This window comes from Methylobacterium sp. UNC378MF, from assembly GCF_900103195.1.
Classification (GTDB): Bacteria; Pseudomonadota; Alphaproteobacteria; order Rhizobiales; family Beijerinckiaceae; genus Methylobacterium.
Map to the genome: position 1 here is coordinate 136,044 of NZ_FMWU01000010.1, position 25,338 is coordinate 161,381.

24 protein-coding genes are annotated in these 25,338 nt (G+C 70.2%); 18 read left to right on the forward strand and 6 right to left on the reverse strand.

Going from position 1 to position 25,338, the window contains the following annotated elements; translation table 11 throughout:
- Positions 1-108: 108 nt before the first annotated feature.
- The 4 genes from BLT59_RS12590 to BLT59_RS12605 are packed head-to-tail and all read left to right on the forward strand — an operon-like array spanning position 109 to position 4,475.
- On the forward strand, positions 109-1,746 hold the full coding sequence (locus BLT59_RS12590; RefSeq protein WP_091780053.1) for an ABC transporter ATP-binding protein: 1,638 nt from the start codon (positions 109-111) through the stop codon (positions 1,744-1,746).
- A 2-nt stretch (positions 1,747-1,748) separates the two neighbouring features.
- On the forward strand, positions 1,749-2,969 hold the full coding sequence (locus tag BLT59_RS12595; protein ID WP_091780057.1) for a phosphopentomutase: 1,221 nt from the start codon (positions 1,749-1,751) through the stop codon (positions 2,967-2,969).
- Between the two features lie 12 nt (positions 2,970-2,981).
- Positions 2,982-3,173 (forward strand): DUF1192 domain-containing protein, encoded by a 192-nt coding sequence (locus BLT59_RS12600; protein WP_091780061.1) that lies wholly within the window; start codon positions 2,982-2,984, stop codon positions 3,171-3,173.
- 3 nt (positions 3,174-3,176) lie between these two features.
- Positions 3,177-4,475 (forward strand): leucine-rich repeat-containing protein kinase family protein, encoded by a 1,299-nt coding sequence (locus tag BLT59_RS12605; RefSeq protein ID WP_091780066.1) that lies wholly within the window; start codon positions 3,177-3,179, stop codon positions 4,473-4,475.
- Between the two features lie 53 nt (positions 4,476-4,528).
- Here the strand turns inward: BLT59_RS12605 and BLT59_RS12610 are convergent, their stop codons facing one another.
- Positions 4,529-5,128, reverse strand: coding sequence for a cysteine hydrolase family protein (locus BLT59_RS12610; protein WP_091780069.1), 600 nt, complete (start codon positions 5,126-5,128; stop codon positions 4,529-4,531).
- 169 nt (positions 5,129-5,297) lie between these two features.
- On the opposite strand from BLT59_RS12610, the gene BLT59_RS12615 reads away from it, so the two are divergent.
- The 5 genes from BLT59_RS12615 to BLT59_RS32140 all read left to right on the forward strand — a co-directional run bounded on the left by BLT59_RS12615 (position 5,298) and on the right by BLT59_RS32140 (position 10,866).
- Positions 5,298-6,221: a lytic transglycosylase domain-containing protein gene (locus BLT59_RS12615; RefSeq protein ID WP_091780072.1), complete on the forward strand. Its 924-nt coding sequence runs from the start codon at positions 5,298-5,300 to the stop codon at positions 6,219-6,221.
- An 82-nt stretch (positions 6,222-6,303) separates the two neighbouring features.
- Complete coding sequence (locus BLT59_RS12620) at positions 6,304-7,206, forward strand: alpha/beta hydrolase (protein ID WP_091780075.1); 903 nt, start codon at positions 6,304-6,306, stop codon at positions 7,204-7,206.
- Between the two features lie 127 nt (positions 7,207-7,333).
- Positions 7,334-8,659, forward strand: coding sequence for an O-antigen ligase family protein (locus BLT59_RS12625; RefSeq protein WP_091780078.1), 1,326 nt, complete (start codon positions 7,334-7,336; stop codon positions 8,657-8,659).
- A gap of 450 nt (positions 8,660-9,109) precedes the next feature.
- A complete protein-coding gene (locus BLT59_RS12630) occupies positions 9,110-10,666 on the forward strand; it encodes a sensor domain-containing diguanylate cyclase (protein ID WP_280141052.1) in 1,557 nt (518 codons plus the stop codon).
- Entirely contained in the window at positions 10,648-10,866 is a 219-nt protein-coding gene (locus BLT59_RS32140) for an EAL domain-containing protein (RefSeq protein ID WP_280141053.1), read from the forward strand. Before BLT59_RS12630 ends, BLT59_RS32140 begins: the two co-directional genes overlap by 19 nt.
- A 272-nt stretch (positions 10,867-11,138) precedes the next feature.
- Here the strand turns inward: BLT59_RS32140 and BLT59_RS12635 are convergent, their stop codons facing one another.
- The 3 genes from BLT59_RS12635 to BLT59_RS12645 all read right to left on the reverse strand — a co-directional run bounded on the left by BLT59_RS12635 (position 11,139) and on the right by BLT59_RS12645 (position 13,975).
- Positions 11,139-11,570, reverse strand: coding sequence for an acyl-CoA thioesterase (locus BLT59_RS12635; RefSeq protein ID WP_091780272.1), 432 nt, complete (start codon positions 11,568-11,570; stop codon positions 11,139-11,141).
- A gap of 52 nt (positions 11,571-11,622) precedes the next feature.
- A complete protein-coding gene (locus tag BLT59_RS12640; protein ID WP_244513967.1) occupies positions 11,623-13,356 on the reverse strand; it encodes a pyrroloquinoline quinone-dependent dehydrogenase in 1,734 nt (577 codons plus the stop codon).
- Positions 13,357-13,441: 85 nt separating this feature from the next.
- A complete protein-coding gene (locus BLT59_RS12645) occupies positions 13,442-13,975 on the reverse strand; it encodes an ankyrin repeat domain-containing protein (RefSeq protein WP_091780086.1) in 534 nt (177 codons plus the stop codon).
- Positions 13,976-14,112: 137 nt separating this feature from the next.
- On the opposite strand from BLT59_RS12645, the gene BLT59_RS12650 reads away from it, so the two are divergent.
- Positions 14,113-14,331: a hypothetical protein gene (locus tag BLT59_RS12650; protein ID WP_091780275.1), complete on the forward strand. Its 219-nt coding sequence runs from the start codon at positions 14,113-14,115 to the stop codon at positions 14,329-14,331.
- Between the two features lie 13 nt (positions 14,332-14,344).
- On the opposite strand, the gene uvrB is transcribed toward BLT59_RS12650, so the two are convergent.
- Positions 14,345-17,080 carry an excinuclease ABC subunit UvrB gene (gene uvrB, locus BLT59_RS12655; RefSeq protein ID WP_091780277.1) on the reverse strand — a complete coding sequence of 912 codons (2,736 nt, stop codon included), beginning with the start codon at positions 17,078-17,080 and terminating at the stop codon, positions 14,345-14,347.
- A 292-nt stretch (positions 17,081-17,372) separates the two neighbouring features.
- Here uvrB and BLT59_RS12660 point away from each other — a divergent pair, with 292 nt between their 5' ends.
- From BLT59_RS12660 to BLT59_RS12695, 8 genes are all read left to right on the forward strand, one after another.
- Entirely contained in the window at positions 17,373-17,990 is a 618-nt protein-coding gene (locus BLT59_RS12660; protein ID WP_091780090.1) for a hypothetical protein, read from the forward strand.
- Entirely contained in the window at positions 17,977-18,366 is a 390-nt protein-coding gene (locus tag BLT59_RS12665; protein ID WP_091780093.1) for a transcriptional regulator, read from the forward strand. Before BLT59_RS12660 ends, BLT59_RS12665 begins: the two co-directional genes overlap by 14 nt.
- 77 nt (positions 18,367-18,443) lie before the next feature.
- The gene (locus BLT59_RS12670; protein WP_091780096.1) at positions 18,444-19,166 is read left to right on the forward strand and encodes a di-trans,poly-cis-decaprenylcistransferase; all 723 of its coding nucleotides are present in this window, start codon (positions 18,444-18,446) and stop codon (positions 19,164-19,166) included.
- A 42-nt stretch (positions 19,167-19,208) separates the two neighbouring features.
- Positions 19,209-20,432, forward strand: a complete 1,224-nt coding sequence (gene coaBC, locus BLT59_RS12675; RefSeq protein ID WP_091780100.1) for a bifunctional phosphopantothenoylcysteine decarboxylase/phosphopantothenate--cysteine ligase CoaBC — start codon at positions 19,209-19,211, stop codon at positions 20,430-20,432.
- Positions 20,433-20,664: 232 nt separating this feature from the next.
- Complete coding sequence (locus tag BLT59_RS12680) at positions 20,665-20,883, forward strand: hypothetical protein (RefSeq protein WP_139174049.1); 219 nt, start codon at positions 20,665-20,667, stop codon at positions 20,881-20,883.
- Positions 20,884-20,989: 106 nt separating this feature from the next.
- Positions 20,990-21,406, forward strand: a complete 417-nt coding sequence (locus BLT59_RS12685) for an FKBP-type peptidyl-prolyl cis-trans isomerase (RefSeq protein ID WP_053610948.1) — start codon at positions 20,990-20,992, stop codon at positions 21,404-21,406.
- Positions 21,407-21,454: 48 nt separating this feature from the next.
- Positions 21,455-22,825: a Wadjet anti-phage system protein JetA family protein gene (locus BLT59_RS12690; protein ID WP_091780106.1), complete on the forward strand. Its 1,371-nt coding sequence runs from the start codon at positions 21,455-21,457 to the stop codon at positions 22,823-22,825.
- Positions 22,818-23,444 (forward strand): DUF4194 domain-containing protein, encoded by a 627-nt coding sequence (locus tag BLT59_RS12695; RefSeq protein WP_091780108.1) that lies wholly within the window; start codon positions 22,818-22,820, stop codon positions 23,442-23,444. Before BLT59_RS12690 ends, BLT59_RS12695 begins: the two co-directional genes overlap by 8 nt.
- Before the next feature lie 64 nt (positions 23,445-23,508).
- On the opposite strand, the gene BLT59_RS12700 is transcribed toward BLT59_RS12695, so the two are convergent.
- Entirely contained in the window at positions 23,509-25,185 is a 1,677-nt protein-coding gene (locus tag BLT59_RS12700) for a methyl-accepting chemotaxis protein (RefSeq protein ID WP_091780112.1), read from the reverse strand.
- Positions 25,186-25,338 lie beyond the last annotated feature (153 nt).

Here is a 25,338-nt window from a genome sequence, read left to right on the forward strand (position 1 = left end):
GGCGCAGACCTGCCGTGCTCCGCGCCGGAGCCCTCCGAGAAATCCGTTTGTCGGGCCGCGTGCAGCATCCGCATTAGGGTCCAGGGCCGGGCGCGCTATAAGGGGCTCATGTCAGAGGCCGATCCCCAGCCCCTCCTCGCCGTCGAGGACCTGTCCGTGGCGTTCCGCGGACGGGAGGGTGAGACCGCGGCGGTCGACGGCATCACCTTCGCCATCCGCCGGGGCGAGACGCTCGCGCTGGTGGGCGAATCGGGATCTGGCAAGTCCGTGACCGCGCTGGCGATCCTGCGCCTCCTCGATGGATCGGCCCGTCAGGATGGCCGGATCCTGTTGAAGGGCCGCGACCTCGCGCGGTTGCCCGAGCGGGCGATGCGCGACGTGCGCGGCGCCGACATCACCATGGTGTTCCAGGAGCCCATGACTTCGCTGAACCCGCTCCACACGATCGAGCGGCAGATCGGCGAGGTGCTCGGCCTGCACCGCGGCCTCACCGGAAAGGCGGCCCGCCGGCGGATCCTGGAGCTTCTGGAACTCGTCGGCCTGCGCGACGCGGAGCGGCGCATGGGCGCCTACCCGCACGAGCTCTCCGGCGGCCAGCGGCAACGCGTGATGATCGCCATGGCGCTCGCCTGCGAGCCCGACCTTCTGGTCGCCGACGAGCCGACCACGGCCCTCGACGTGACCGTGCAGGCCCAGATCCTGGCGCTGCTCGCCGACCTGCAGAAGCGCCTCGGCATGGCAATGTTGTTCATCACCCACGATCTCGGCATCGTCGAGCGGATCGCCGACCGGGTCTGCGTGATGCTGAAGGGCAGGATCGTCGAGACGGGCGCGACCAGGACCGTCTTCGCGGATCCGCAGCACGAGTACACGCGCCGCCTGATCGCCTCCGAGCCGAAGGGCCGGGCTAACCCCGTCCCCGCCGACGCCGCGCCGCTCCTGGAAGCCGGCCCCCTGAAGGTCTGGTTCCCGCTGAAATCGGGTCTGCTCCGGCGCGTCACCGGCCATGTCAGGGCCGTGGATGGTGTCTCCCTGCGGGTCCGGACCGGCGAGACCATCGGCGTCGTCGGCGAATCCGGCTCGGGCAAGACGACCCTCGGCCTCGCCCTGCTGCGCCTCACGGGCTCAGAAGGCCCGATCGTCTTCCTCGGGAAGGCGATCGACGGCTACGGCGTGGCACAGATGCGCCCTCTGCGGAAGGACATGCAGGTGGTCTTCCAGGATCCCTACGGGTCCCTCTCGCCGCGCATGTCGGTGGCCGACATCGTCGCCGAGGGATTGGTGGTGCAGGGGACCGCACGCTCCCGGGCGGAGCGCAGGGCCGTGGTCGCCAAGGCGCTGACCGATGTCGGGCTCGATCCGGCCGCCATGGACCGCTACCCGCACGAATTCTCCGGCGGCCAGCGTCAGCGCATCGCCATCGCACGGGCCATGGTGCTCAATCCCCGCTTCGTCGTCCTCGACGAGCCGACCTCGGCCCTTGACCGCTCGGTCCAGGCGCAGATCGTGACGCTGCTCCGCGACCTCCAGCGCGAGCGGGGCCTCGCCTACCTGTTCATCAGCCACGACCTGAAGGTGGTGCGGGCGCTGGCCAACTACGTGATCGTCATGCAGAACGGGCAGGTGGTCGAGGAGGGGACCGCGGAGACCATCTTCGCGAATCCCCAGACGCCCTACACCCGCGCCCTGTTCAAGGCCGCCTTCGCTCTCGAGAGCGACGCACCTGCCGAGCTGGAATCCGCCTGACCGTGGCGCGCGCGCTCCTCATCGTGCTGGATTCCGTCGGCATCGGCGGCGCTCCGGATGCGGACGGCTACGGCGATGCCGGCTCCGACACGCTCGGGCACATCGCCGAGCGCTGCGCGGAGGGCCGCGGCGACCGGGCGGGTCTGCGCGCGGGTCCCCTGCGCCTCCCCCATCTCGCCGCCCTCGGTCTCGGGCTGGCCGCCGCCGGGGCCTCCGGCCGCATTCCGCCGAATCTCGCGCCCGACGGCGTGCCGACCGGAGCCTACGGCCACGCGGTGGAGAGAGCCGCCGGAAAGGATACGCCCTCCGGCCACTGGGAGATCGCCGGCCTGCCCCTGACCGAGCCCTGGGGTCATTTCCCCGACACGCGGCCGGCCTTCCCGCCGGACCTGACCCGCGCGCTCATCGCCGCGGGCGGACTTCCGGGCATCCTGGGCGATTGCCACGCGCCCGGCGTCGCGATCATCGACGCGCTGGGCGCCGAGCACGTCCGGACCGGTCAGCCGATCTGCTACACCTCGGCCGACAGCGTGTTCCAGATCGCCGCCCACGAGGAGGCGTTCGGGCTGGAGCGGCTCTACGACCTGTGCCGCGTGGCGCGCCGCCTGTGCGACCCCTACCGCGTCTGCCGGGTGATCGCGCGGCCATTCGTGGGTTCGCCTGAGGCGGGCTTCCGCCGGACAGGCAACCGCAAGGATTTCGCCGTCGCCCCGCCTGGGCGCACGCTGCTCGACCGGGCCGAGGCGGCCGGCCGCGCGGTCGTCAGCGTCGGCAAGATCGGCGACATCTTCGCCCACCGCGCCACCGGCCGCGAGATCAAGCCGGGCCCGAACGCGGCCTGTCTGACGGCGGGGCTCGAGGCGTTGGCGGCGCTGCCGGAGGGCGGCCTGATCTTCGTCAACCTGGTGGATTTCGACACAGAGCATGGCCATCGCCGCGACGTGCCGGGCTACGCCGCGGAACTGGAGGCGTTCGACGCGCGGATCCCAGAGATCCTGGCGGCGCTGGCGCCGGGCGACCTCGCCGTGATTACGGCCGACCACGGCAACGATCCGACTTGGACCGGGACCGACCACACCCGCGAGCAGGTCCCGATCCTGGCCTTCGGCCCTGACGTCGCCGCCCGGTCGATCGGGCGACGAGAGACCTTCGCGGATATCGGCGCCACCGTGGCGGTGCATCTCGGCCTGGAGCGGGACGGGGCCGGAACACCGTTCCTGTAGGGAGGACACGACGTGCGGGACGACGACGACCGGCCGCGCAAGGCCTTGGTCCATGAGATCGGGCAGGCCCTCGACACCCTCTCGCTCGGGGATATCGACGAGCGTGTCGCGCTCCTGCGGGCCGAAATTGCCAGGCTCGAGGCAGCGCGTGCCGCCAAGCAGGCGGCGCAGGGCGCGGCCGACGCCTTCTTCAAGCGGGGCTGAGGTTTGGACCGGAGCGAAACCCTCGCCGCTCTGCGGCGCGGCGATCTCGGCGGCGCGCGGGAATTGCGGTTGCCCGACGGACTGACCGAGGTTCCGCGCGAGGTCTTCGCCCTCGCCGACACGCTGGAGGTGCTCGATCTCGGCCGGGGCAGCCTCGCCGACCTGCCGGACGATCTCGGCCGCCTGCACCGCCTGCGCGTGCTGTTCTGCTCCGGCAACCCGTTCCCGCGCCTGCCGCCGGTGCTCGGCGCCTGCCCCGCGCTGAGCCAGCTGGGCTTCCGCGGCTGCGGCATCCGCGAGGTCCCGGCGGAGTCGCTGCCGCGCGACCTGCGCTGGCTGACGCTGACCGACAACGAGATCACGGAGCTGCCCGCCACCCTCGGCGAGCGGCCGCTCCTGCAGAAGCTGATGCTGGCGGGCAACCGGCTCACTGCGCTGCCCGATAGTCTTTCAGGGGCGGACAGTCTCGAGCTGATCCGGCTCGCCTGCAACCGTCTCGCGGCGCTCCCGCCGTGGCTCGCGCGCCTGCCCCGCCTCGCCTGGATCGCCTACGCCGGCAACCCCGCCGAGCCGGCGACGGCGCCGGTGGCGGCCCCCGCGGTGCCGTGGGCCGACCTCGTCCTCGGCGACCTGCTCGGCGAGGGCGCTTCTGGGCGTGTCTACCGGGCACGGTGGCGGGATCCGGCCGGGGGTCAGGACGTGGCTCTGAAGCTGTTCAAGGGCGTGATGACCAGCGACGGCCTGCCCGAGCGGGAGATGGAGGCCTGCCTCGCCGCCGGGACTCACCCGGCCCTCACAGGCGCGCTCGGCCGGCTCGACGGCCATCCCGACGGCGCCCACGGCCTGCTGCTACGGCTCCTTCCGGCGCACTGGCGCGTGCTGGCCGGGCCGCCGAGCCTCTCGAGCTGCAGCCGCGACGTCTACGACCCGGATCTGCGCCTCGACGGCGACGCGGTGCTGCGGATAGCCCGCGCCGTGGCCGAGGCGGCGGCGCACCTGCACGGCCGGGGCCTGCTGCACGGCGACGTCTACGCCCACAACACGCTCTGGGATGCTGGAACTGGCGCGGCCGTGCTCAGCGATTTCGGGGCGGCCTCGGCCCTGCCGGACGGGCCGCTCGGCGCGGCGCTGGCGCGGATCGAGGTCCGCGCCGTCGGAATCCTGATCGGCGAATTGCTCGACCGCTGCGCGGCGCCGCCGGACAGGCTGCGCGTCCTGGCGCAGGCCTGCACGGAGCCGGATCCCGACCGGCGACCGGGACTCGGGGCGGTGATCGCCGAGATCGGGCGGCTCCAGGCCTGAGCGCCGCGCAGCGTCGACCGGTGCCGGGACCGGTCCGCCATCCTCAGCTCGGCTCAATCCGGGATGTCGCCCTGCCCGCGCGCGACCACGGCGAACAGGTCGCCGAGGGCGGCGAGGCTCGCGGCCTGAAGCTGGACGGCCGGCACCACGGTGCCGTCCGGCCCAGGCAGATCCCGCGTCGCCGTGGCGGCCGCCACGACGGTAGGGCGGAACCCGAGGTTGAAGGCGCTTCGGGCGGTGGAGTTGACGCACATATGCGTCATGAAGCCTGCCAGGACGATGTCCTTCACGCCGGCCTGCTCAAGCCGCGCCTGGAGGTCGGTGCCCACGAAGGAACTCGGATAGGCCTTGGTGATGACCGGCTCGTCGCCCTGCGGCGCCACCTCCGGGCTGATCTGGCCGATCGGCGCGGTCACGTCGTAGGGTGTGCCCGGTCCGGCATCGTGGCGGACATGGATCACCGAGATCCCGGCTTCGCGGGCCCGTCTCAGAAGCTCCGCCGCCTCCCGGAGCGCGGGCTCGACCCCGTCGAGCCGCATCACGCCCTCTCGATAGGTCTGCTGCAGGTCGATCATCAGGAGCGCCGAGCCCTTGAGCGGGGCCGGCGCGGGGCTCAGGCCGGACAGGCCGCGCAGCGTTGCCAGATCGGACATCGGCGGATCTCCCATGGGGCCGCCTTGGTGGCGGCTCTCTGAAGCCGGGACGCTACGACAGGGCGGCCCGGTCGCGCCAGTGCGCAGAGGTGCAACCCGCGGCCGTGGAGCGGGATGTTCCCCCAGGAAGGTTCAGGGCGCGGATTGATCCGCACCCGCAGGTCGCTACATGCCCAACGTGATCGCCCTGCCCCTGCGCCTCGGCGCGCTGCTCCTCGCCCTCGCCTGCGCGCATCCGGCTGCGGCTGCCCCGTCCGAAGGGGCGACCGAGACCGTCGAGCAGGCGTTGTGCCGCCTCATCGACGATTCCGCCAAGGCCCGCGGCCTGCCGGTGTCGTTCCTGACGCGCCTGATCTGGCGCGAGAGCAGTTTTCGCGTGGGCGTCGTGAGCCCGGCCGGCGCGCAGGGCGTCGCGCAGTTCATGCCCGGGACGGCCCGCGAGCGCGGCCTCCTCGACCCGTTCGACCCCGAGCAGGCAATCCCGCACGCCGCTCATCTGCTGGCCGATCTGAAGAGCCAGTTCGGCAATCTGGGCCTTGCCGCCGCGGCCTATAACGGCGGCGCCGCGCGGGTCAGCAAGTGGCTCGCCGGGGACGGCGGCCTGCCCGCCGAGACCCGGACCTACGTGGCCGCCATCACCGGCCTGCCGGTGGACGATTGGCGGACGGGTCCCGCCAAGGCGATCGAACATCCGGAGGGCAGCACGCCGGCGAATCCCGAGGACAAGGACGCGAAGGACACCAAGCCGGAGCCGCCGAAGACCTGCCTGCAGGTGACAGCCAGCCTGCGTATCCCATCCCGCGGCGACCGCTTCGCCCTCGGCCTCAACGAGGGGCCGGCCGCACCCTGGGGTATCCAGCTCGCCGGCAACTTCTCAAAGGCGCTGGCGCTCCAGAGCTTCAACCGCGCGCGGAGCGCCTATGTGGGGGTGATTGGCGAGGTGCGGCCGATGATCATCGGGACGCGTCTGCGCAACCGTGGAACCCGCGCCTTCTACCGGATCCGCATCCCCGCACAGAGCCGGCAGGCGGCCGACGACCTGTGCGGCCGTATCCGCAAGGTCGGCGGCGCCTGCGTCGTGCTGCGGACCTGATTTTTACGATCCGCCCCGAGACCGTCATCAATCCGCCCCGAGGGCGGTGCGGTATGGCCCGGTCGGGACAACCGGATGGGAAATGACACGTCTCCTCATCGCGTTCGCTAGCCTTCTCTGCCTCGGGCTCGCCGCGTTCGGCTTCACCGCCGCCTCGCCGCTCGCCCTGTTCGACGCGATCGGCCCGCGTGATCCGGGGGGGCGCCTCGCCGCGAAGGATCAGGCCTTCGGAGAGGGGCCGCGGCGGCAGCTCGACGTCTACGTACCGACTGCGGCCGCCGAGAACGCGCCGGTCCTGGTGTTCTTCTACGGCGGATCCTGGCAGAGCGGCTCCAAGGACGACTACGCCTTCGTCGGCCACGCGCTCGCCGCGCAGGGCTTCGTCACGGTGCTTCCCGATTATCGCCTCTTCCCGGAGGCGCCGTTCCCCGGCTTCCTGGAGGACGGCGCGGCCGCCATCGCCTGGGTGCGCGACAACATCGCTGCCTATGGCGGCGATCCGCGCCGCATCGTGCTCGCCGGCCATTCCGCCGGCGCCTATAACGCGGTAATGCTCGGCCTAGACCCGCGCTACGTCATCGCGGCCGGCGTCGATCCCAAGGTGATCAAGGCCGTGGCGGGCCTGTCCGGCCCTTACGACTTCCTCCCGCTCGATCAGGACACCACCATCAAGGTGTTCGGGAACGCACCCGACGCGGTGGCCACGCAGCCGGTCACCTTCGCGGGCCCGCTCTCGCCGCCCGCCTTCCTGGCGACCGGGGACGCCGACACGATGGTGAAGCCGCGGCACACGGTCAGCCTCGCCGCCAAGCTGCGGGCCGAGCACGTCCCGGTCCAGGAGCGAATCTATTCGGGGCTCGATCACAAGGACACGCTCCTGGCGTTGTCCGTCACTTTCCGCGCGAAGGCGCCCGAACTCGCCGAGATGGCGTCCTTCCTGATGCGGCAATCGGCCGGCCGCGCCCAATACACGATGCGGCGCTGAGCAGCCCGGGCGGGCGTCAAGGTTATCGCGCGATCATCGTGCACAGCGTCTGATTTTCCATCGCCCCGGTCCCGCGAGCCGCTAAAATGCTCTCGGCCGCGCGACGCGGCTCTCGCGGTGGGACGGTATGGCTTCTGCGCACGCGGCGATCGGGGTCCCGGCCGACGGGCGGCAGCGTGGTGCGGCGGGTCGCGACGTGCCGGACGTGCTGCGCGTGCTCCTGAACGGGGCCGTCTTCGTCCTGCTCTGGAACCACGTCTGGTTGAAGGACCTGTCGGACCGATCGATGCTCGCGGCCTCCGAGGAGGGCAGCCTGCTGACGCAGATCCTGTTTCTCGCTGCCGGTGCCGCCATGGCGGCGGCAATCCATCGGATCGGCTTCCGCCACCTCGGGCCCCTGGTGACCCGCCCCCTGGTACTGTGCGCCCTCTGGCTCGGCGCCACAGCGCTGCTCTCCATAGAGCCGAGCCTGTCGTTGCGGCGGCTGGCGCTCTTCGCCATCGCCGCGATGCTCTCGGCGGGCGTGCTGATTGTCGCCCGCTCACCGCGGCAGCTGGCACTGACCATGGCGGGATCCGCCCTGGTGATCGTGCTCGCCTCCTACCTCGCGGTCGCCTTCGTGCCGAACCTGGCGGTCCACTCGGCCTTCGACGTCAATTCCGATCCGAGCCATCCGGGCCTCTGGCGAGGGATCTTCCCGCAGAAGAATGAAGCCGGCGCCGCCATGGTGATCCTGGTGATCGTGGGCCTCTACGTCTCCAGCGTCGCGAGCCGCCTCCTCGGCTGGGCGATCGTGCTCCTGGCGGCCGGCTTCCTGGTGGCGAGCGGCTCCAAGACCGCGATCCTGCTCCTGCCGGTGATCCTCGCCGTGACCGGCCTGTGCCAGGTCCTGACCGGCGGGTTCCTGCGCCGTCTGCTGCTCCTCGGCCCGGTGATCGGGTTTTCGCTGATCTCGATCGGCTCGGTGCTCGCGCCGCCGATTCAGGAGGCGGTCGGATCGCTGCTCACCGACGCGACCTTCACGGGCCGCAGCGAGATCTGGCAATTCGCCATCGACAACATCATGATCCGGCCCTGGCGCGGCTGGGGGATTGGCGCGTTCTGGATGACCGAGCGCACCATGTATGGCGGTTCCGAGGAGCTGACCTGGGTCAACACCGTCGATCACGCCCACAATGCCTATCTCGATACGGCCCTGATCGGCGGCCTTCCATTCCTCGCCCTGACCGTGCTGGCCTTCGTGCTTGCGCCGGTGCGCGACCTTCAGCGCGTGTCCGGCGGGACGCGTCTCGACGCGGAGAGCATGCTGTTCCTGAGGCTGTGGTTCCTCGGGCTGGTCTCGGCGTCCTTCGAGACCGTCCTCTACAACGGCAACAACGCCACCTGCTGCATGTTCATGATGGCGGTGTTCGGCCTGCGCCTGCGCACGCGCTACGCCATCGCGGCCGGCTGAGGCGGTTCCATCCCGCCATGATCCGCTGCTCTCAGCGTTCCGCCATCCCGGCGTGGAGTGCCGCCGGCGAGCGGCAAGCTTGCACATTCGATTTTCGTTGCCGGGCGGGACGAAGCGCCCGATCGCGCCCACAGCCGCACCGCCACTCTGTGGCCTCCCGTCAGACCGACACGTCAAACTTCAGATCCAGGCAAGTCGTCCGACTGATTTCCGTAGGTGCTCCGAAGCAAATATCTTATCCCAACATGTCAGCCGTCTGTCGCGATAACTTAACCCTTCGCGCAGTCTCTCAGACGAGAAAGGAAAGCAGAAAGGTCTGTTCTTCTAGCTTGGCTGGGGCGAGCCGATGCTCGAAGCGGGTGGAGAAGCTACGCGCCGCTCGGCCGCATGAAGGCTCGCTGTCGCCAAATGTCAGAAATCCTGCGCCACGAGCGGTTTGAGAAGGAGCGCTTGGCCGCGCTCTACGAACTCAACCTCCTCGACACGCCACCAAGCGAGAGCTTCGACCGCATCACGCGGATGGCCAGCCAAATCTTCAACCTGCCGATATCCGCGGTGTCGCTGACGGATCGCGACCGGCAATGGTTCAAATCACGCGTCGGCGTCGACCATTGCTCGATCCCCCGCGATAGGGCGCCGTGTGCCCAGGTGGTCGAGCGTTCGGACGTCCTGGTGATCCCCGACTTTGCGCAGGATGCCTGTTACGCCGACAGCACGCTTGGCCGTTCTGGGATCCGCTTCTACGCCGGCGCACCGCTCGTTACGCGCGACGGTTACAGCCTCGGCGCCCTCTGCGTCCTGGGCACCGAGCCGCGCGCGGCCGCTGCCGCCGAGGTGACCGCTCTCAAGGACTTGGCCGCGATGGTCATGGCGCAGATCGAGCTGCAGCATGCCTTCGGCCGGGTCGATCCGCGGAGCGGCCTACCCAGCCGGAACCAGTTCTTGGATGATCTCGCCGACCTCGCCGCCGAGCATCCGGACGTCGCCCGGATCGCCGTGCTCGTCGACCTCGCCCGTCCCGAGCAAATCGCCGCCTATGCCCGCGTCATGGGGCCGAGCCGCATCGACGATCTGGTGCGGGAGGCAGCCCGCGAGATGAGACGGCTCGTGGGTCCGGAGCGCCGGCTCTACCACACGGCAGCCACGCAATTCGCATTCCTGGCCGCCCCGAGCGTCCGGCAGGAGGATTACGTCCAGCGTCTCGCGGAGGAGCATCGGAAGGCGCGAGAGCGCTCCATGACCGGCATGCTCCTGACCAGCGCCATCGGCGTGAGTGTGTTCAAGCCCGCCTCGACAACGCCGCAGGATGTCCTGCGCGCACTCTACAGTGCAGTCCAGGACGCGCGTTCCTCGTCCGACCTGATCAGCGTATACTCGGCCATCGCCGACGAAGCCTATCAGCGCCGGTACCAGCTGCTCCAGGATTTCGGCCCGGCCCTCCTTGCCGACGACCAATTGCGGCTCGTGTTCCAGCCGCGTATCGACCTGTCCACCGGGGAATGCGCTGGCGCGGAAGCGCTTCTCCGCTGGAACCATCCGGTTCTGGGCACCGTGTCTCCCGGTGAATTCGTCCCCGTCATCGAGCACTCGCCCCATGCGCAGGCCATGACGGCCTTCGTCCTCGACCGGGCGCTCGTCCAGGCGCGTCGCTGGGATGAGGCCGGGCACGGGCTTGTGATATCGGTCAACATCTCGGCCGCTAACCTGCACGAGCCGGGCTTCGCGAGCGCGGTCAAGGCCGCCCTCCGGCATCACCGCCTCGCACCTGAGCGGCTGGAACTGGAGGTGACCGAGAGCGCGATCATGCAGGATGCCGGCCAGGCGCGTCATCAACTCGACGCGATCGCTGCCGCAGGCATCCACTTGGCTATCGACGACTTCGGGACCGGCTACAGTAGCCTGGCATATCTTCAAGAAATCCCAGCCCAAGTCGTGAAGATCGATCGGAGTTTCGTCAGCAAGCTGGGAGAGGGCAAGAGAGAGAGCAGTTGCTCGTCCGCTCGATGATCGGGCTTTCGCACGACCTCAACTATCGCGTGGTCGCGGAGGGCGTGGAGACCATAGAGGCCGCCGACCAGCTCGCGGCGATGCGCTGCGATGAGGCGCAAGGCTACTTATATGCGCGTCCGCTCGAGATTAGACAGTTTGAGGTTTGGCTTCAGGAATACGCGCGGCGCGCCGGGCGCGCTTCTGCACCGCAGGTCTGAGACAGGGTGCGTGAGAGCAGGCTGGCCTGCTTCAACGGGGATCGCCGGCGGTCGCGCGCAGCCTGTCATTTACTGAAGGTCTGACCCCGGCCCAGTGAAACGGGGGCGGGCAGACTGAAAACCACGCCGCTCGGGTTATCGCGACGGTTACCGAGGATCGGGCGTGGATCATCGGGAACACGCCACGATCCTGGGCCGCGCTGGCATCGACGGCCGCACGGAACTCCTGAGGCCGCCGAAGGCTGCGCCCGGCTCTGTCCGCCGAAGCAGGATCAGAGACCGGAATCCTCCGGTGGCACCAATCGCGGGCGCCGATCGTCGCCGATTGCCACGAAGGTGAAGGTCGCCTCGGTCACCTTCATGGTGGCCTCGCTCGCTCGCTCGCGGCGCCAGACCTCGACCTGGATGCGCAGGGAGGACCGTCCGACCTTCAGGAGCCACGCGTAGAGGCTCACCTCGTCGCCCACGAAGACCGGATGGTGGAACGTGATCGCGTCGACCGCGATGGTGGCGCAACGTCCCCGCGCCCGGCGGGCCGCGACGTTGCCGGCCGCGAGATCCATCTGCGCCATCAGCCAGCCGCCGAAGATGTCGCCGGCCGGATTCGTGTCAGCGGGCATCGCGATGGTGCGGATCACCGGCGGCCCGCGATCCGTCGGCTGGGCCGCTGCGCCGACGCCGGTGCCCTCGCCGCAATCCGCCATGACCATCCGTCCCCCGAACCGGCAGGACACATCCGGCCAAGCTCGGCTGCGGTCAATCGGGCAGCGCGAAGACCAGCAGTGCGTCGCCGGTGCCGAATCCGGACGCCTTGGTGAAGGACGCGCCGCCTGCCGCCACCGCGAGGTACTGCTTGCCGTCGAGCGCGTAGGTCATCGCCGGGCCGCTGATGCCGGCCCCGCACTGGAACCGCCAGAGCAGCCGGCCGTCCCCGGCATCGTGGGCGTCGAAGTGACCGTCCTCCTCACCGGAGAAGACGAGGCCGCCGGCAGTCGCCAGCGTTCCCCCCGAGAGGCGGCTCGCCGACCGGACCGACCACGCGATCGTCCCGCCGTTCACGAGGTCGACGGCCGTGAGGGTGCTGAAGGACGGCTCGCCTTTGGCCTCACCCGTTTCGGTGTAGCGGATCTCCGGACGCCCGGCGGCCGCCGGCACGGTCTTCACCGTGTAGGCCGTCGCTCCGTGGCGGACCTGCACGTAGGCGCGCCGGCCGTCATAGGCGGTGGGTGGCCACGAGACTGCGCCGAGCGGTCCCGGCGCCACCACGGTGCCCTGCGCGGTCGGTGGTGCGAACAGGTTCTTCTGCTCGATGAGCGGTGCCGAGCGCTCGATGAGCGTTCCGGTGGCGCGGTCGTGGACGTAGATCCACCCGGTCTTGCTCGCCGAGGCTACGGCCTTCGCGCCGCCGGGCATGTCGAGCAGGAAGGGCGGCGCAGCGACGTCGTAGCCCCACTCGTCGTGTGGCACCTGCTGATAGTACCAGCGCAGCGTACCGGTCTTCACGTCGAGGGCGACGAGGCACATCGTGTAGAGATTGTCCCCCGGCCGCGAGAGGCCGAAATTCTGCGGCGCCGGGTTGCCGGTCCCGAGGAAGATCAGACCGAGACCGGGATCGTAGGCCGGCGTCATCCAGAGCGATCCGCCGCCCACGCGCCAAGCGTCACGGTTGGCGTGTGCCGCCGCCTTCTCGGCGGCGATGTCGCGGTGGAGCGGCGTGCCATCGGCGGTTTTTTCCACGAAGCCGCCCTCCCAGCCCTCCGACGGCGTAACGTACCAGCGCCAGCGCTCTTCGCCGGTCTTGGCGTCGTAGGCCGCGAGCCAGCCGCGCCGTCCGTAGCCACCCTCGATGCCGACCACCGATCCGCCGTCGAGCCCGCCGGCCTCGTCCTCGATGTGGAGACCGTAGCCCGCTCCGGTGACGCCGACGATCACCAGGCCGTCGGCGACCAGCGGCGGCATCTTGAAGCCGAGACGGCTCGAACCCTGCACCGGCTTGCCGCCGAGCGTCGCGGCGAGGCCCGAGGCGGTCTCGCTCTCGCCGTCCTCCGGGCGCACCGCCTCCTTGTCCCAGACGATCCGGCCGGTCTTTGCGTCGAGGGCGATCAACCGCCCGTCCATGGTCGCCTCGAAGACGAGGCCGCCCGACACCGCGAGCCCGCGATTCGAGGGCGGTCCGAAGATCTTTTCGGTGCGCGGCTTGTGCGTGTAGGTCCAGAGCGGCTTGCCGGTGCGCGCGTCGAGCGCCGCGACGTTGTTCTGTGTCGTCGAGACGTAGAGGGTACCGTCAACCATCACCGGCTGGGCCTGGAAGTAGCCGGTGATCCCGGTCTGGAAGATCCAGGCGGGGCGCAGCCGCCCGACAGTGTCGCGGTTGACCTGGGTCAGATCGGAGAAGTTGCGATTGCTCGGATCGTGCCCGAAGGCCGGCCAGGGCGTCTCGATGGCGAAGGCCGAACCGAGGAAGCCAGGTCCTGCAAGCCAGGCCAGCAGGGCGGCCCCAATCCATCGCGACAAAGCTGTGCTCCCGTGTGCGGCGACCGTCGCGCCCGAATGGGCCTGTTTCTGAGCCGAGGGCCTATGCCGACCGCTTCCTAGCCCCATCGAGCTGCGCCGGCGTCGCCTCGGCACCCATTGCCCGGGCCATGTCGGCGGCGCTCTGGCCGGAGGCGTCGCGTCGATCCGGGTCGGCGCCATGCTGGAGGAGCAGGTCGACCATCTCGGTGCGGTCGAACATGGCCGCGGTCATCAGGGCCGTGCGGGTGCCGTCGCCAGTCCCGTCCACCGCGGCGCCGTGCCGGAGCAGGAGCTGCGCGATGGAGAGATCGTTCTTGAAGGCTGCGCCGGCGAGCGGTGTCTGACCGCGGTCATTGGCGAGTTCCGGGTCGCCGCCGGCTTCCAAGATTATCCGGGCCGCCTCCGCCTGACCGTTATAGGCGGCCAGCATCAGCAGGCTGTCGCCCTTGTCGTTGCGCAGGTTCGCCGGCAGCCCCTGCGCGAACAGCGCGGCGAGTTCCTCCGCGTGGCCCATCCGCGCGTACTGGAAGACCCGCGCCGCGAAGGCCAGGGTTTCGTCGTCGAGGGTCGGGGGCGTCTTTGTCTCTGAGGCCATCGCGTGCTCGTCTCTCGTCGCGGCTGATCTGGGCCGCTGCGGCATCCACGTCCAGCGGTGGCGGGAACAGTTTTGGCGTGCGGCTCGTTCCAGCCGCCAATCCGGGCCCGAAGGTCCGGCGCTTCCGGAGCGCGACGATGCCCCGACCGTTTGAGCCCTACGCTGACGCGCTGCGCACCGCCCGCGAGATCGTGCGCGAGCAGGCGGGCGCCATCGTCGAGGCGGCGGTCCGTGCGGATTCCCACGCTTACGACGAGGCGTGCAACGTCCTCGTGGTCCGGATCGCCCAGGCCATCGTCGATGCCGGCGAGGCCGGGACGGCGCATCGCCTGGCCCGAGGCGACGCGGCCGCCTGAACTTCGCCGCCGGTCAGCCCCGCCGCCGTCCGCCGCCGCCCTTGTACTTGGGCTTCTGCCCGCCGAGTCCCTGCGTCGAGCGTGGCTTCGGCCGCTCCTGCCAGACCGGTGCGAGGCCGCCCACCGGCAGCTCCCGGTCCGTGCCGGGGCCCATATTGTCGAGGTCCGGCTTGGCGATCCGGCTGCCGCCTCCCCCGCGTGGCGCCTTTCGTCCGAACTTGCCGGCCTCGCGCTCCACGTCGCTCTGCCGGGCCATCGGATCGTCCGAGACCAAGAGTTCGGTCGCCTGGAGCCGCTTCAGCTCGTCGCGCAGCCGCGCCGCCTCCTCGAAGTCGAGGTCGGCGGCCGCCGCCCGCATGCGCTTCTCCAGATCCGCCATGACGGCCTTGAGGTTGTGGCCGACCGTGATCGCGTCCTTGGCCAGCCCGGTATCGACCTGGACATGATCGCGCTCGAACACGCTGCTGAGGATGTCGGCGATGCCGCGCTTCACGCTCTGAGGCGTGATTCCGTGCTCTTCGTTGTAGGCGAGCTGCTTGGTGCGCCGGCGCTCGGTCTCGGCCATCGCCCGCTCCATCGAGCCGGTGATGGTGTCCGCGTACAGGATGCAGCGCGCGTCGGCGTTGCGGGCTGCGCGGCCGATGGTCTGGATTAGCGAGGTCTCCGAGCGGAGGAACCCCTCCTTGTCGGCGTCGAGGATCGCGACAAGGGCGCATTCCGGGATGTCGAGTCCCTCGCGCAGCAAATTGATGCCGATCAGCACGTCGAAGGCCCCGAGCCGCAGGTCGCGGATGATCTCGATGCGCTCCAGCGTGTCGATGTCGGAGTGCATGTAGCGCACCCGCACGCTGTTCTCGTGCAGGTACTCGGTGAGATCCTCGGCCATGCGCTTGGTGAGCGTGGTCACGAGCGTCCGGTAGCCGGCCTGCGCCACGGCGCGGACCTCGCCCAGCAGGTCGTCGACCTGACTTCGGGCCGGGCGGATCTCGATCACCGGATCGACGAGGCCGGTGGGCCGGATGACCTGCTCGGCGAAGACGCCACCGGTCTGCTCCATCTCCCATTTGCCAGGCGTCGCCGAGACGTGGACCGTCTGCGGGCGCATCGCATCCCACTCCTCGAAGCGGAGCGGCCGGTTGTCGAGGCAGGAGGGCAGCCGGAACCCGTACTCGGCCAGCGTCGCCTTGCGACGGAAGTCGCCCCGATACATGCCGCCGATCTGCGGCACCGTGACGTGGCTCTCGTCGGTGAAAACCAGGGCGTTGTCGGGCAAGTACTCGAACAGGGTCGGCGGCGGCTCGCCGGGCTTTCGACCGGTGAGATAACGGGAATAGTTCTCGATGCCGTTGCAGGCGCCGGTGGCCTCGATCATCTCGATGTCGAAGGTACAGCGCTGGTCGATGCGCTGCGCCTCGATCAGCCGGCCCATCTTGGTCAGCTCCTCGATCCGGGCGTTCAGCTCGTGCTTGATGCCCTTGATCGCCTGCTGCAGCGTCGGGCGCGGCGTGACGTAGTGCGAATTGGCGTAGACCTTCACGAACTTCAGCTCGGAGATGGTCTTGCCGGTGAGCGGATCGAACTCGACGATGCTCTCGACCTCGTCGCCGAACAGGCCGATGCGCCAGCCGCGATCCTCCAAGTGGGCGGGCCACAGCTCGATCGAATCGCCCCGCACCCGGAACGTGCCGCGGGCGAAATCAGACTGGATGCGCTTGTACTGGAGCGCGACGAGATCGGCGATGAGCTGGCGCTGCTCGATCCGCTCGCCCAGACTCACCGTGAACGACATGGCCGTATAGGTCTCGACCGAGCCAATACCGTAGATGCACGAGACCGACGCCACGATGATCACGTCGTCCCGCTCCAGCAGGGCGCGGGTCGCGGAGTGCCGCATCCGGTCGATCTGCTCGTTGATCGAGGATTCCTTCTCGATGAACGTGTCCGAGCGCGGCACGTAGGCCTCGGGCTGATAGTAATCGTAGTAGGAAACGAAGTATTCGACGGCGTTTTCGGGGAAGAAGGCCTTGAACTCACCATAGAGCTGAGCGGCGAGCGTCTTGTTGGGCGCGAGGATCAGGGCGGGGCGTTGCGTCTCCTCGATGATCTTGGCCATCGTGAAGGTCTTGCCCGAGCCGGTGACGCCGAGCAGAACCTGGTCGCGCTCCATCGCCTGCACGCCGCCGACCAGCTCGGCAATCGCCCTGGGCTGGTCGCCAGCCGGCTTGAACTCGGATTTCAGCGTGAACCGGACGCCGCCCTCGGATTTCTGCGGCCGCTCCGGCCGGTGCGGGACCCAGGTCTTCCCGTCCTTGAACAGCGGGTTGCCCTCGACGAGCAGGCGCTCCAGGGCGCTCACCGTTGCCGAGGCGCCGGCGTCGCCGCCGGGATCCGGCAGGTCTGCGCCCTCGGGCACGGGGCCGTCCTCGGGCGGCGTCAGGCCCAGCGCCTGCGCCAGACGCGGATCGACATCAGCCGCATCGCCGAGCGCGTAGCCGGCCTGAGGCGCCTCTGCGAAGCCGTCGCGGGCGATCTCGGCCCGGCGCGTGGCGGCCTTGGTATCAACCTTGCCGGCGCGCGCCTTCGGCTTGCCCGGCCGCACGGGCGGCTCGATGGGCGCCAGCCGGTTGCGATTGAGCGCCGGGTTCAGGAGCTCCGCCAGATAGGTGTCCAGGGGCTTCAGCTCGGGCTTCGACGCCTTGGCGGACGTGGCCGTGACGGAGGCGGCGCGCGGTTTCTTCGGTGCGGGCATGTGCACCATATGGGCCCGGACCCCGCTCCGAGAAACCCTGTCGGGATGCGGTTTGACGGCTTTCGTTGACCGCTGGTCGCGCCGCGGACCGGTGGTGGGACGACGCGCCTTTGCCACTAAAGACGGTGTGGCGAATACAACCATTCGGTAGAATTCACCCGGGAGCGAACTCGACCGCGGCCCCGGTTGCTGAGAAGATCGGCAGGCGCGGCGCGGGAAATCGGCTTGCCGTGAGCCGACGTGGTCGATACTTTGCGCTGCAAAGCATGCTGCAGCCGGGGGCTTTTGGCACATGCAGGACCTGGACAAGGCGCTGGCCGACATCGTGGCGATCCGCTCGCAGATCGCCCGCGACACGGCGTTCCGCGGGGTGGGGGCGGCGACGGTGGCGGGCACCGGCGGCTTGGCGCTGGCCTGTGCGGCGGGCCAAGCGCTGTGGCTCGGCGATCCGGCGGTGCGAACCGGCCTGTTCTTCGGCCTCTGGATCGCGGCCGCCCTCGCGGCCTTCGCGATGATCGGCGTCGAGGCGGTCCGGCGCAGCCGGCGCCTGCATTCCGGCCTCGCCGATGCGATGGTGTGGAATGCCATAGAGGTGTTCCTGCCGGCGGCGGGTGCGGGGGCCTGCCTCGCCCTCGTCATCGCGCGTTTCGCCCCCGGCGAGGTCTGGATGCTGCCGGGTCTCTGGCAGGTGCTCGTCGGCCTTGGCCTGTTCGCCTCGGCGCGGATTCTGCCCCGAGGGGTGCAGGGCGTCGGTGCCTGGTATCTGCTTGCCGGGCTCGCGGTGCTGGCAATGTCGGCCGAGACGCGCGGCCTGTCCCCCTGGACGATGGGCCTGCCCTTCCTCGTCGGTCAAACCTGGCTGGCGGGGATCATCCATCGCGGGGCGCGGGCCTTCGATGACGATCGCTGACCGTTCCGACGGGCGCTTTTCCTACGAGGGGCTCGACAGGATCATCCACGAGCGGGCACGCCTGAGCGTGCTGACCTCGTTGGTGGCGCATCCGAAGGGATTGCCCTTCCCGGATCTCAAGCGCCTGTGCGGGCTCACCGACGGCAACTTGAGCCGCCATCTCGCCGTGCTGAGCGAGGCCGATCTGGTGAGCCTCGAGAAGGGCTTTGCGCACAAGCGGCCGCAGACGGTCTGCCGCCTGACCTCCGTCGGGCGCCAACGCTTCATTGGCTATCTCGGCGTGCTCGAGCAGGTGGTGCGCGACGCCGCGGAGGCCGCCGAGCGCGGGTCCGAATCCGGTGTCCGCGGCCTCGATCCGGCCACGAAAACGGCGTGAGGACGCCCCGCCCGGCCGGGAATATTAACTCCGTTTCGATAGAGCTCAACGCCACGCCCATGCCGGGAGACTTTACGATGCAAAGCGAAGCGGTGCCGGGCCCCCTGCACGCCGCGATCATCATGGACGGTAACGGGCGCTGGGCCACGCAACGCGGCCTGCCGCGGCTGGCCGGCCATCACCGGGGCGTGGAATCGATCCGGCGCACCGCAGAGGCCTGCCCGGATCTCGGCATCGGCACGCTCACGCTCTATGCCTTCTCGGCGGATAACTGGCAGCGGCCCACCGAAGAGGTCGGCGGCCTGATGCGGCTCCTTCGCTCCTACCTGCGCAACGAGACCCAGCGCCTTGCACGCACCGGCACCCGCCTCAGCGTCGTCGGCCGGCGCGACCGCCTGCCGGACGGCATCCCCGAGGCGATGGCTGCGGCGGAAGCCGCCACGGCGGCGGGGAGCCGGCTGCATCTCCGGATCTGCGTCGACTACTCGGCCCGCGACGCGATCATCGCGGCCGCACAGCGTCTCCAGGGCGATGACCTGACGCGCGAGGGCTTCGGCCAGCTGGTGGCCGGCCCGATGCACGGTTCGCCCGTCGACGTCGACCTGCTGATCCGCACCGGCGGCGAGCGCCGTCTCTCCGACTTCATGCTCTGGGAGGCGGCTTATGCCGAGCTGCATTTCACCGAGCGGATGTGGCCTGATTTCGGCCCCGAGGACCTCGCCGAGGCGGTTGCCGAGTTCGGCCGCCGCGAGCGCCGGTTCGGCGGCCTGAAGGCGCCGGCCGTCTCGGCCGCGGCCTGAGCCGCTTGACGCGCGCGTACCGGCGCGCAGAGGGTCGCGCGCATGATCGAGACCCTCCACAAGCGCCGCGTCCTCCTCGTCATCGGCGGTGGCATCGCGGCCTACAAGGCGCTCGACCTGATCCGGCGCCTGCGTGAGCGCGGCGCCAGCGTCTGCCCGGTGCTGACCGCGGGGGCGCAGGAATTCGTGACACCCCTCGCGGCTGCGGCGCTCGCGGGCGAGCGGGCGCATACCGATCTGTTCGACCGGGCCTCCGAGGCCGAGATCGGCCACATCAAGCTGGCCCGTCAGGCGGATGCCGTGGTCGTGGCGCCCGCAACCGCCAACCTGATGGCCAGCATGGCTGGCGGACACGCGGCTGATCTGGCGACCACGATCCTGCTGGCGACGACCCTGCCGATCCTGCTGGCGCCGGCCATGAACGTCCAGATGTGGGCCCATCCGGCGACACGGCGGAACCGCGCGATCCTGGAGGGAGACGGCATCCGGATCGTCGGCCCGAATGCCGGCAGGATGGCGGAGCCCGAATCCGGGCCTGGCCGCATGGCTGAGCCCAACGAGATCGCCGACGCGCTGGAGCGGATGCTGGGGCTGCAGGCCGGCGACGGGCCCCTCGTCGGCCGGCGCGTGCTCGTCACCTCCGGTCCGACTCATGAGCCAATCGATCCGGTCCGCTACATCGCCAATCGCTCGTCGGGCCGCCAGGGCCACGCCATTGCGGCCGCCGCCGCCGCGGCCGGTGCCGCCGTCACCCTGGTCTCCGGGCCGGTGGCGCTCCCCGACCCGCCGGGCGTCGCCGTGGTCCGGGTCGAGACTGCCCGGGAGATGCTCGCCGCCGTCGAGGCGGCGCTTCCGGCCGACATCGCGGTCTTCGCCGCCGCCGTCGCCGATTGGCGTCCGGAACACGAGGCTGGAACCAAAAAGATCAAGAAGGACGGCACCGGGCCGGCGCCGATGTCGCTGGTGGAAAATCCCGACATCCTCGCCACGATCGCGCGCCGGCCGGCGGGCCGCCCCCCCCTCGTGGTCGGGTTCGCCGCTGAAACCGACAGGGTTATCGAACACGCACGGGCGAAAATCGCCCGAAAGGGGTGCGACCTGATCGTGGCCAACGATGTGTCGGCCGAGGGCGGTGTGATGGGCGGCGCCGACAACGCGGTGCACGTGATCCGCCGGGACGGCGCGATCGAGACCTGGCCGCGCCTCGGCAAGGACGAGGTTGCCCGGCGCTTGGTGGCGTATTTCGCGGGCCTTCTGGCTGATTGATGGAGGTCGGCCCGACTGGAGTGCTGTGACGCACCTGGGACGATCGCTTCCGTTCGGGAACAACTACGCACAGGAGAGATGGAAGACTGGCTTTCAGGTTTGCATCGGATCGTGAGTGAGAATTTCGGATCCGGCGCATTTTGGAAGCGAAAAATATGATTATTCTTGATGCTTGCCTTTCTGAACTGCTCGGAACGAGAGTCGCATTAAAAAGAGTTTGAGCGTCGCGGCGGTGGCTGCAGCGCTGGGCGCCGCCACGCAAGAGATCGTCCGCAACGTCGGCCGAGCGGCTCAGGCCGCCGCCGCAATGGTCGGTCACATCGCCGGCGTGGCCGCGGCCTCGAAGGCGACCGACGCAGCGACGCACCCTGTCCTCAGGGGGGCCTGTCGGACCGAGCCTTTCCCTGCGGAGGTGGGCCGCTTCCTGGCCGCCAGCGTCCGGGCCGCCTGAGCGGTCCCGGTGGTGCGGTCGGCCGCCTCCCTGGCCTGGACCGGTCCGAAGCGATAGAAGGCCCTCCGAAGGCCGGCGCGTACGGCGCCGGCTCCAGGGAGAAACCATGCCTCGCCTGTCCCCCCTCTTCGGAGCCGCGTTGATCGCCATGACCACAGCCGCCAATGCCGAGACCGTGACCACCCCGTCGGGCCTCAAGTATCAGGACGAGGTCGTCGGCACCGGGCCTGAGCCGAAGGCTGGCCAGCAGGTCACCGTCCAGTACACCGGCTGGCTCGACGAGGGCGGCAAGAAGGGCAAGAAGTTCGACTCGTCCCGCGACCGCAACCAGCCCTTCAGCTTCCCCCTCGGCGCTGGCCAGGTGATCAAGGGCTGGGACGAGGGCGTCGCCACCATGAAGACCGGCGGCAAGCGCACCCTGATCATCCCGCCGCAGCTCGGCTACGGCGCCCGCGGCGCTGGCGGCGTGATCCCGCCGAACGCCACCCTGATCTTCGACGTCGAACTCCTCGGCGCGAAGTAAGGCATCGATCGGGGCTCGGGCTGCGCGGCGGCGAGAGTTTTCAGAACCATGCTGTTCGCGCAGCTGTCCGACGAGCTGTTCAAGCCGCTCGCCTCGCCGAGCCGCGGCTTCAACGCCGCCCTGCTCCTGCACCTGCACCGGCGCGTCCTCGGGGCCGAGCCGGTGCGCAAGGCCGAACTCCTGGCCGAGATCGGCGACTTCGCCGCCGGCTGGGGCGATCCCGAGGTCAGCGGCGACGAGCCGATCTCGGCGGATCCGACCGAGCGCCGCACGGCGCTCTACCGGCGCCTCCTCGACACCGGCTGGCTGATCGAGCGCCGCGAGCGCTACGTTCCGGTCGCGGAATTCGACCCCGAGGCCCGCCTGCTCTTGGAGGAGCTGTCGCGGCTGGAACGGGGCGAGACCCGCTCCTACGGCGGGGCCGTGCTGGAGGTGTTGGGCGGGCTCGAGAGCGCCCTGTCGGACCCGGCGAACCGCTCCGAGGCGCTGTCCAACGCCGCCCGCGGCGCGGCCGCCTTCCTGTCGCACGTGCGCGGCCTGGCAGCCGGCATGCGCAAGGTCGAGGAACGCATCCTGCGCGAGCCCGACCGCGCCAAGACCTTCCGGCTGTTCTTCGAGGATTTCGTCGAGCGCCACCTGATCAGCGACTACCGGACGCTGCATACCCGCTTCAACCCGTTCCGCTTCCGCGCCAGCGTGGTGCGCGAGGCCGGGCGGGCGCTGCGCGACGCCCTCACGGTCCGGGCGCTGGCCGAGGGCCTGATCCGCGAGGGGCGGAGTGCCGACCTCGACGCGGCGCAGAAGGCCGTCCGGGCCGATCTCGCCCAGATCCTCGCGGTGTTCGAGGGTCTCGACAACCACCTCGACGCCGTCGACGCCGTGGTGGCGCGCCTGGAGCGCCGGATCGCCTCCACGCTGCACGTGATGGACCGCCCGGACCCGAGCGGCGTCGAGCGCGTCGCCGCGCTGCTGCGCGCCGTCGGGGGAGCGGAGATCGCCCCCGAGGTGCCGGGCGACGTCTCGCTGCTGCGGCCGCCGATCGGGCACGCGCATCTCCAGGCGCCGCGGGCCCGCAAGGCCGCGATCGACATGGAGCCCCTGCCCGACATCGAGGACGACCCCGTGGTCGACGCCTTCGCGGCCGCCAAGGCGGAGTTCCGGCGCCGCACCACCGTGACGCCCGAGAGCATGAGCGCCTTCGTGGAGGGCCGCCTCGGCAAGGCCGTGCGGCTGCGCGGGTCGCAGATCGTGATCGCGGGCGTCGACGACTTCATCGTGTTCCAGCGCCTGCGTGAGATCGACGTGCTGTTCGACGCCAAGCTCGGCGCGCGCTACGCCCTGACCCGGCTGCCCGAGCGGGTGGTCAACGGCTGGCTGGACTGCCCGGATTTCCTGCTGGAGCGCCGTCCCCGTGCTTGAGGGCTTCCGCGCGATCATCGACGGCGACGAGCCGCCGCCCCCCGGCGCCCGGGCGCCGGACGCCGAGGAGCTGTGCCGCGCCCTCCAGGTGCTGCTGAAGGGTCAGGTGATCTACGCCGAGACCCAGAACATCGGCCGCTCCTACGAGCTCGCCCGGCACTACGCGCCGTTCTTCACCGACTACTTCGCCTGCCTCGGCTACGCGCTGACCGTCTCGCACCGCGACCAGATGGTCTCGCTGAGCCCGGCTGCCGACGCCCCGCGGCACGACATCGTCTCGGAGCGCCTGCGCAAGGACGAGACCCTGGTGCTGCTGGCGCTCCGGCTGCTCTACGAGGAGGGGTTGCGCGACCATCGGGCCGGCACGGACGGGATCGTCGACTGCACCACCGACGAGATCGTCGAGAAGATCCGCGCCGTCGCGCGCAACGAGCCCCCCGAGGAGGGGCGGCTCGCCGACATCCTGCGCCTCTACGCCAAGCGCGGCGGCCTGCGCCTCGGCGAGCGCGACCGGGTCGAGCGGGTCACGCCGCTCGCGCTCCTGCCGGGACTGACGGTGCTGGCCTCCGACGCCTGGATGGAGCGCCTGCGGGCGTGGTCCGAGGCCGGCGAGGCCTGAGGCCGGCGCCGGCCGCTCCGGAAACGCGTCCCCGGGCGACCGAGCCGTGCCTGTCGGCTCCCGGTCAGGCCGCCCGGACCGTCGCCAGGAAGTGCTCGACCTCGCTGCCGAGATGGGCCGCCTGGCGGGCCATCTCGGAGGCCGAGGCCAGGACCTGCGCGGCGGCCGCGCCGGTCTCCTCTGCGGCGCCCGCGACGCCGCTGACGTTGGCGGTCACCGACCCGGTCCCGGTCGCCGCCTCGGCGACGTTGCGGACGATCTCCTGAGTGGCCGCACCCTGCTCCTCCACCGCCGCCGCGATGGAGTTGGCCATGCCGCTGATCTCGCGGATGCGGCCGGCGATGCCGTCGATGGCCTGGACAGCCTGACCGGTCGAGCCCTGGATCTGCGCGATCTGCGCCGAGATCTCGGCCGTGGCCTTGGCGGTCTGGTCGGCCAGCGCCTTCACCTCGGTTGCGACCACCGCGAAGCCGCGGCCGGCGGTGCCCGCGCGCGCGGCCTCGATCGTGGCGTTCAGCGCCAGCAGGTTGGTCTGGCTGGCGATCGCCGAGATCAGGTCCACCACCTCGCCGACCCGGCGCGCGCCGGTGCTCAAGGCCTGGACGAGGTCGGCCGTGGCGGCCGCCTCGCGGACGGCGGCCTGCGCCAGATCCGCGGAGGAGCCGACCTGACGGCCGATCTCGTTGACCGAAGAGCCGAGCTCCTCGGCCGCCGCCGCGACCGTGGTCACGTTGGTGGAGGCCTCCTCGGCGGCCGCCGCTGCGCTGGTCGACTGGCCGGCCGTCTGCGTCGCCGTCGCGGTGAGGCTCTGGGCCGTGGCCTGAAGCTGCGTCGCCGCCGACGTCACCGAGCCGACGATGCCGCCGATGGCGGATTCGAACCGGTCGGCGAGCTCGCGCGTCGCCTGCCGGCGCTGCGCCTCGGCGCCGGCCCGGGCCTGCGCGGTCTCGGCCTCCAGGGCGCGGGTGTGCAGCAGGTTCTCCCGGAAGACCGCGACGGTCGCCGACATGGCGCCGATCTCGTCCCGCCGCGCCGCGTAGGGAATCTCGGCCTGCGCGTCGCCGTCGGCGAGGCGCCGCATGGACAGCGTCATACGGGCGAGCGGCCGCGACACGCCCGTGAAGGCGTACAGCATGGCGCCCAGCGCGATGACGAGGCTGGCGAGCAGGCTCACGATGGTGGTCCGGACCGCGTCGGCCTGGCTGTCGCGAGCCGTACGCCCGGCGGCCTCGCCGGTCTTGATGTTCAGGTCGGCGAGCGCGCGGGTCGCGGTCGAGGCCGCGAGGTAGTTGGCGTTCATCGGCCCGCGGAAATAAGCGAGCGCCTGATCGTGCTGATCGGCCGGGAAGGCGCGCAGACGAGTCCAGTCGGTCTGCTGCACCGCAAGCTTGGCGAGCAGGTCGTCGTAGATCGCCTGCTCCTCCTTCGATGCCACCAGACTGCGGTAGGCCTCGGCCTTCGCCTGGCGGTTCCGCATCATCTCGTCCGCATTCTTCAGGCTGGTTTCGCGCTCGGCGTCAGTATCCGCCGTCACGTAGCGGAACTGCCACAGTCTCGCGCGCATCACGAGGGCGTTGATCGTCTGAGCCTCGTTGATCGACGGCACGGCGTTGTCGATCAGCTCCGCAAGTCGCTGGTCGACCAACTGCATCTTGTAGAGGGTCACGCCACCCTGAACCATCGCCGTCAGGAGCAGGAGGGCGAAGAGGCCGCTGAGTTTCGCTTTGAGACTGAGACGCATCGGTATTTCCGGTCGTGCGGACGAGACCGGAACGGCATGAACAGGTTGTGCTAACAGGGTCATAACCTGTGGTGGAATCGGGCTTCAGGGCTGCGCGTGTGTCGGCTTGCATACGCGGCCGAGTCCGGCCAACTGGGCCGATCATTCTCCGCC

Bases quoted from the DNA above. Each gene is read 5' to 3' on its own strand.
- BLT59_RS12700 (WP_091780112.1), bottom strand. From the start codon at position 25,185: ATGCGTCTCAGTCTCAAAGCGAAACTCAGCGGCCTCTTCGCCCTCCTG.
- BLT59_RS12620 (WP_091780075.1), top strand. From the start codon at position 6,304: ATGACACGTCTCCTCATCGCGTTCGCTAGCCTTCTCTGCCTCGGGCTC.
- BLT59_RS12650 (WP_091780275.1), top strand. From the start codon at position 14,113: ATGCCCCGACCGTTTGAGCCCTACGCTGACGCGCTGCGCACCGCCCGC.
- uvrB (WP_091780277.1), bottom strand. From the start codon at position 17,080: ATGCCCGCACCGAAGAAACCGCGCGCCGCCTCCGTCACGGCCACGTCC.
- BLT59_RS12665 (WP_091780093.1), top strand. From the start codon at position 17,977: ATGACGATCGCTGACCGTTCCGACGGGCGCTTTTCCTACGAGGGGCTC.
- BLT59_RS12610 (WP_091780069.1), bottom strand. From the start codon at position 5,128: ATGTCCGATCTGGCAACGCTGCGCGGCCTGTCCGGCCTGAGCCCCGCG.
- BLT59_RS12625 (WP_091780078.1), top strand. From the start codon at position 7,334: ATGGCTTCTGCGCACGCGGCGATCGGGGTCCCGGCCGACGGGCGGCAG.
- BLT59_RS12615 (WP_091780072.1), top strand. From the start codon at position 5,298: ATGCCCAACGTGATCGCCCTGCCCCTGCGCCTCGGCGCGCTGCTCCTC.
- BLT59_RS12635 (WP_091780272.1), bottom strand. From the start codon at position 11,570: ATGGCGGATTGCGGCGAGGGCACCGGCGTCGGCGCAGCGGCCCAGCCG.
- BLT59_RS12645 (WP_091780086.1), bottom strand. From the start codon at position 13,975: ATGGCCTCAGAGACAAAGACGCCCCCGACCCTCGACGACGAAACCCTG.
- BLT59_RS12670 (WP_091780096.1), top strand. From the start codon at position 18,444: ATGCAAAGCGAAGCGGTGCCGGGCCCCCTGCACGCCGCGATCATCATG.
- BLT59_RS12690 (WP_091780106.1), top strand. From the start codon at position 21,455: ATGCTGTTCGCGCAGCTGTCCGACGAGCTGTTCAAGCCGCTCGCCTCG.
- BLT59_RS12660 (WP_091780090.1), top strand. From the start codon at position 17,373: ATGCAGGACCTGGACAAGGCGCTGGCCGACATCGTGGCGATCCGCTCG.
- BLT59_RS12590 (WP_091780053.1), top strand. From the start codon at position 109: ATGTCAGAGGCCGATCCCCAGCCCCTCCTCGCCGTCGAGGACCTGTCC.
- coaBC (WP_091780100.1), top strand. From the start codon at position 19,209: ATGATCGAGACCCTCCACAAGCGCCGCGTCCTCCTCGTCATCGGCGGT.
- BLT59_RS12685 (WP_053610948.1), top strand. From the start codon at position 20,990: ATGCCTCGCCTGTCCCCCCTCTTCGGAGCCGCGTTGATCGCCATGACC.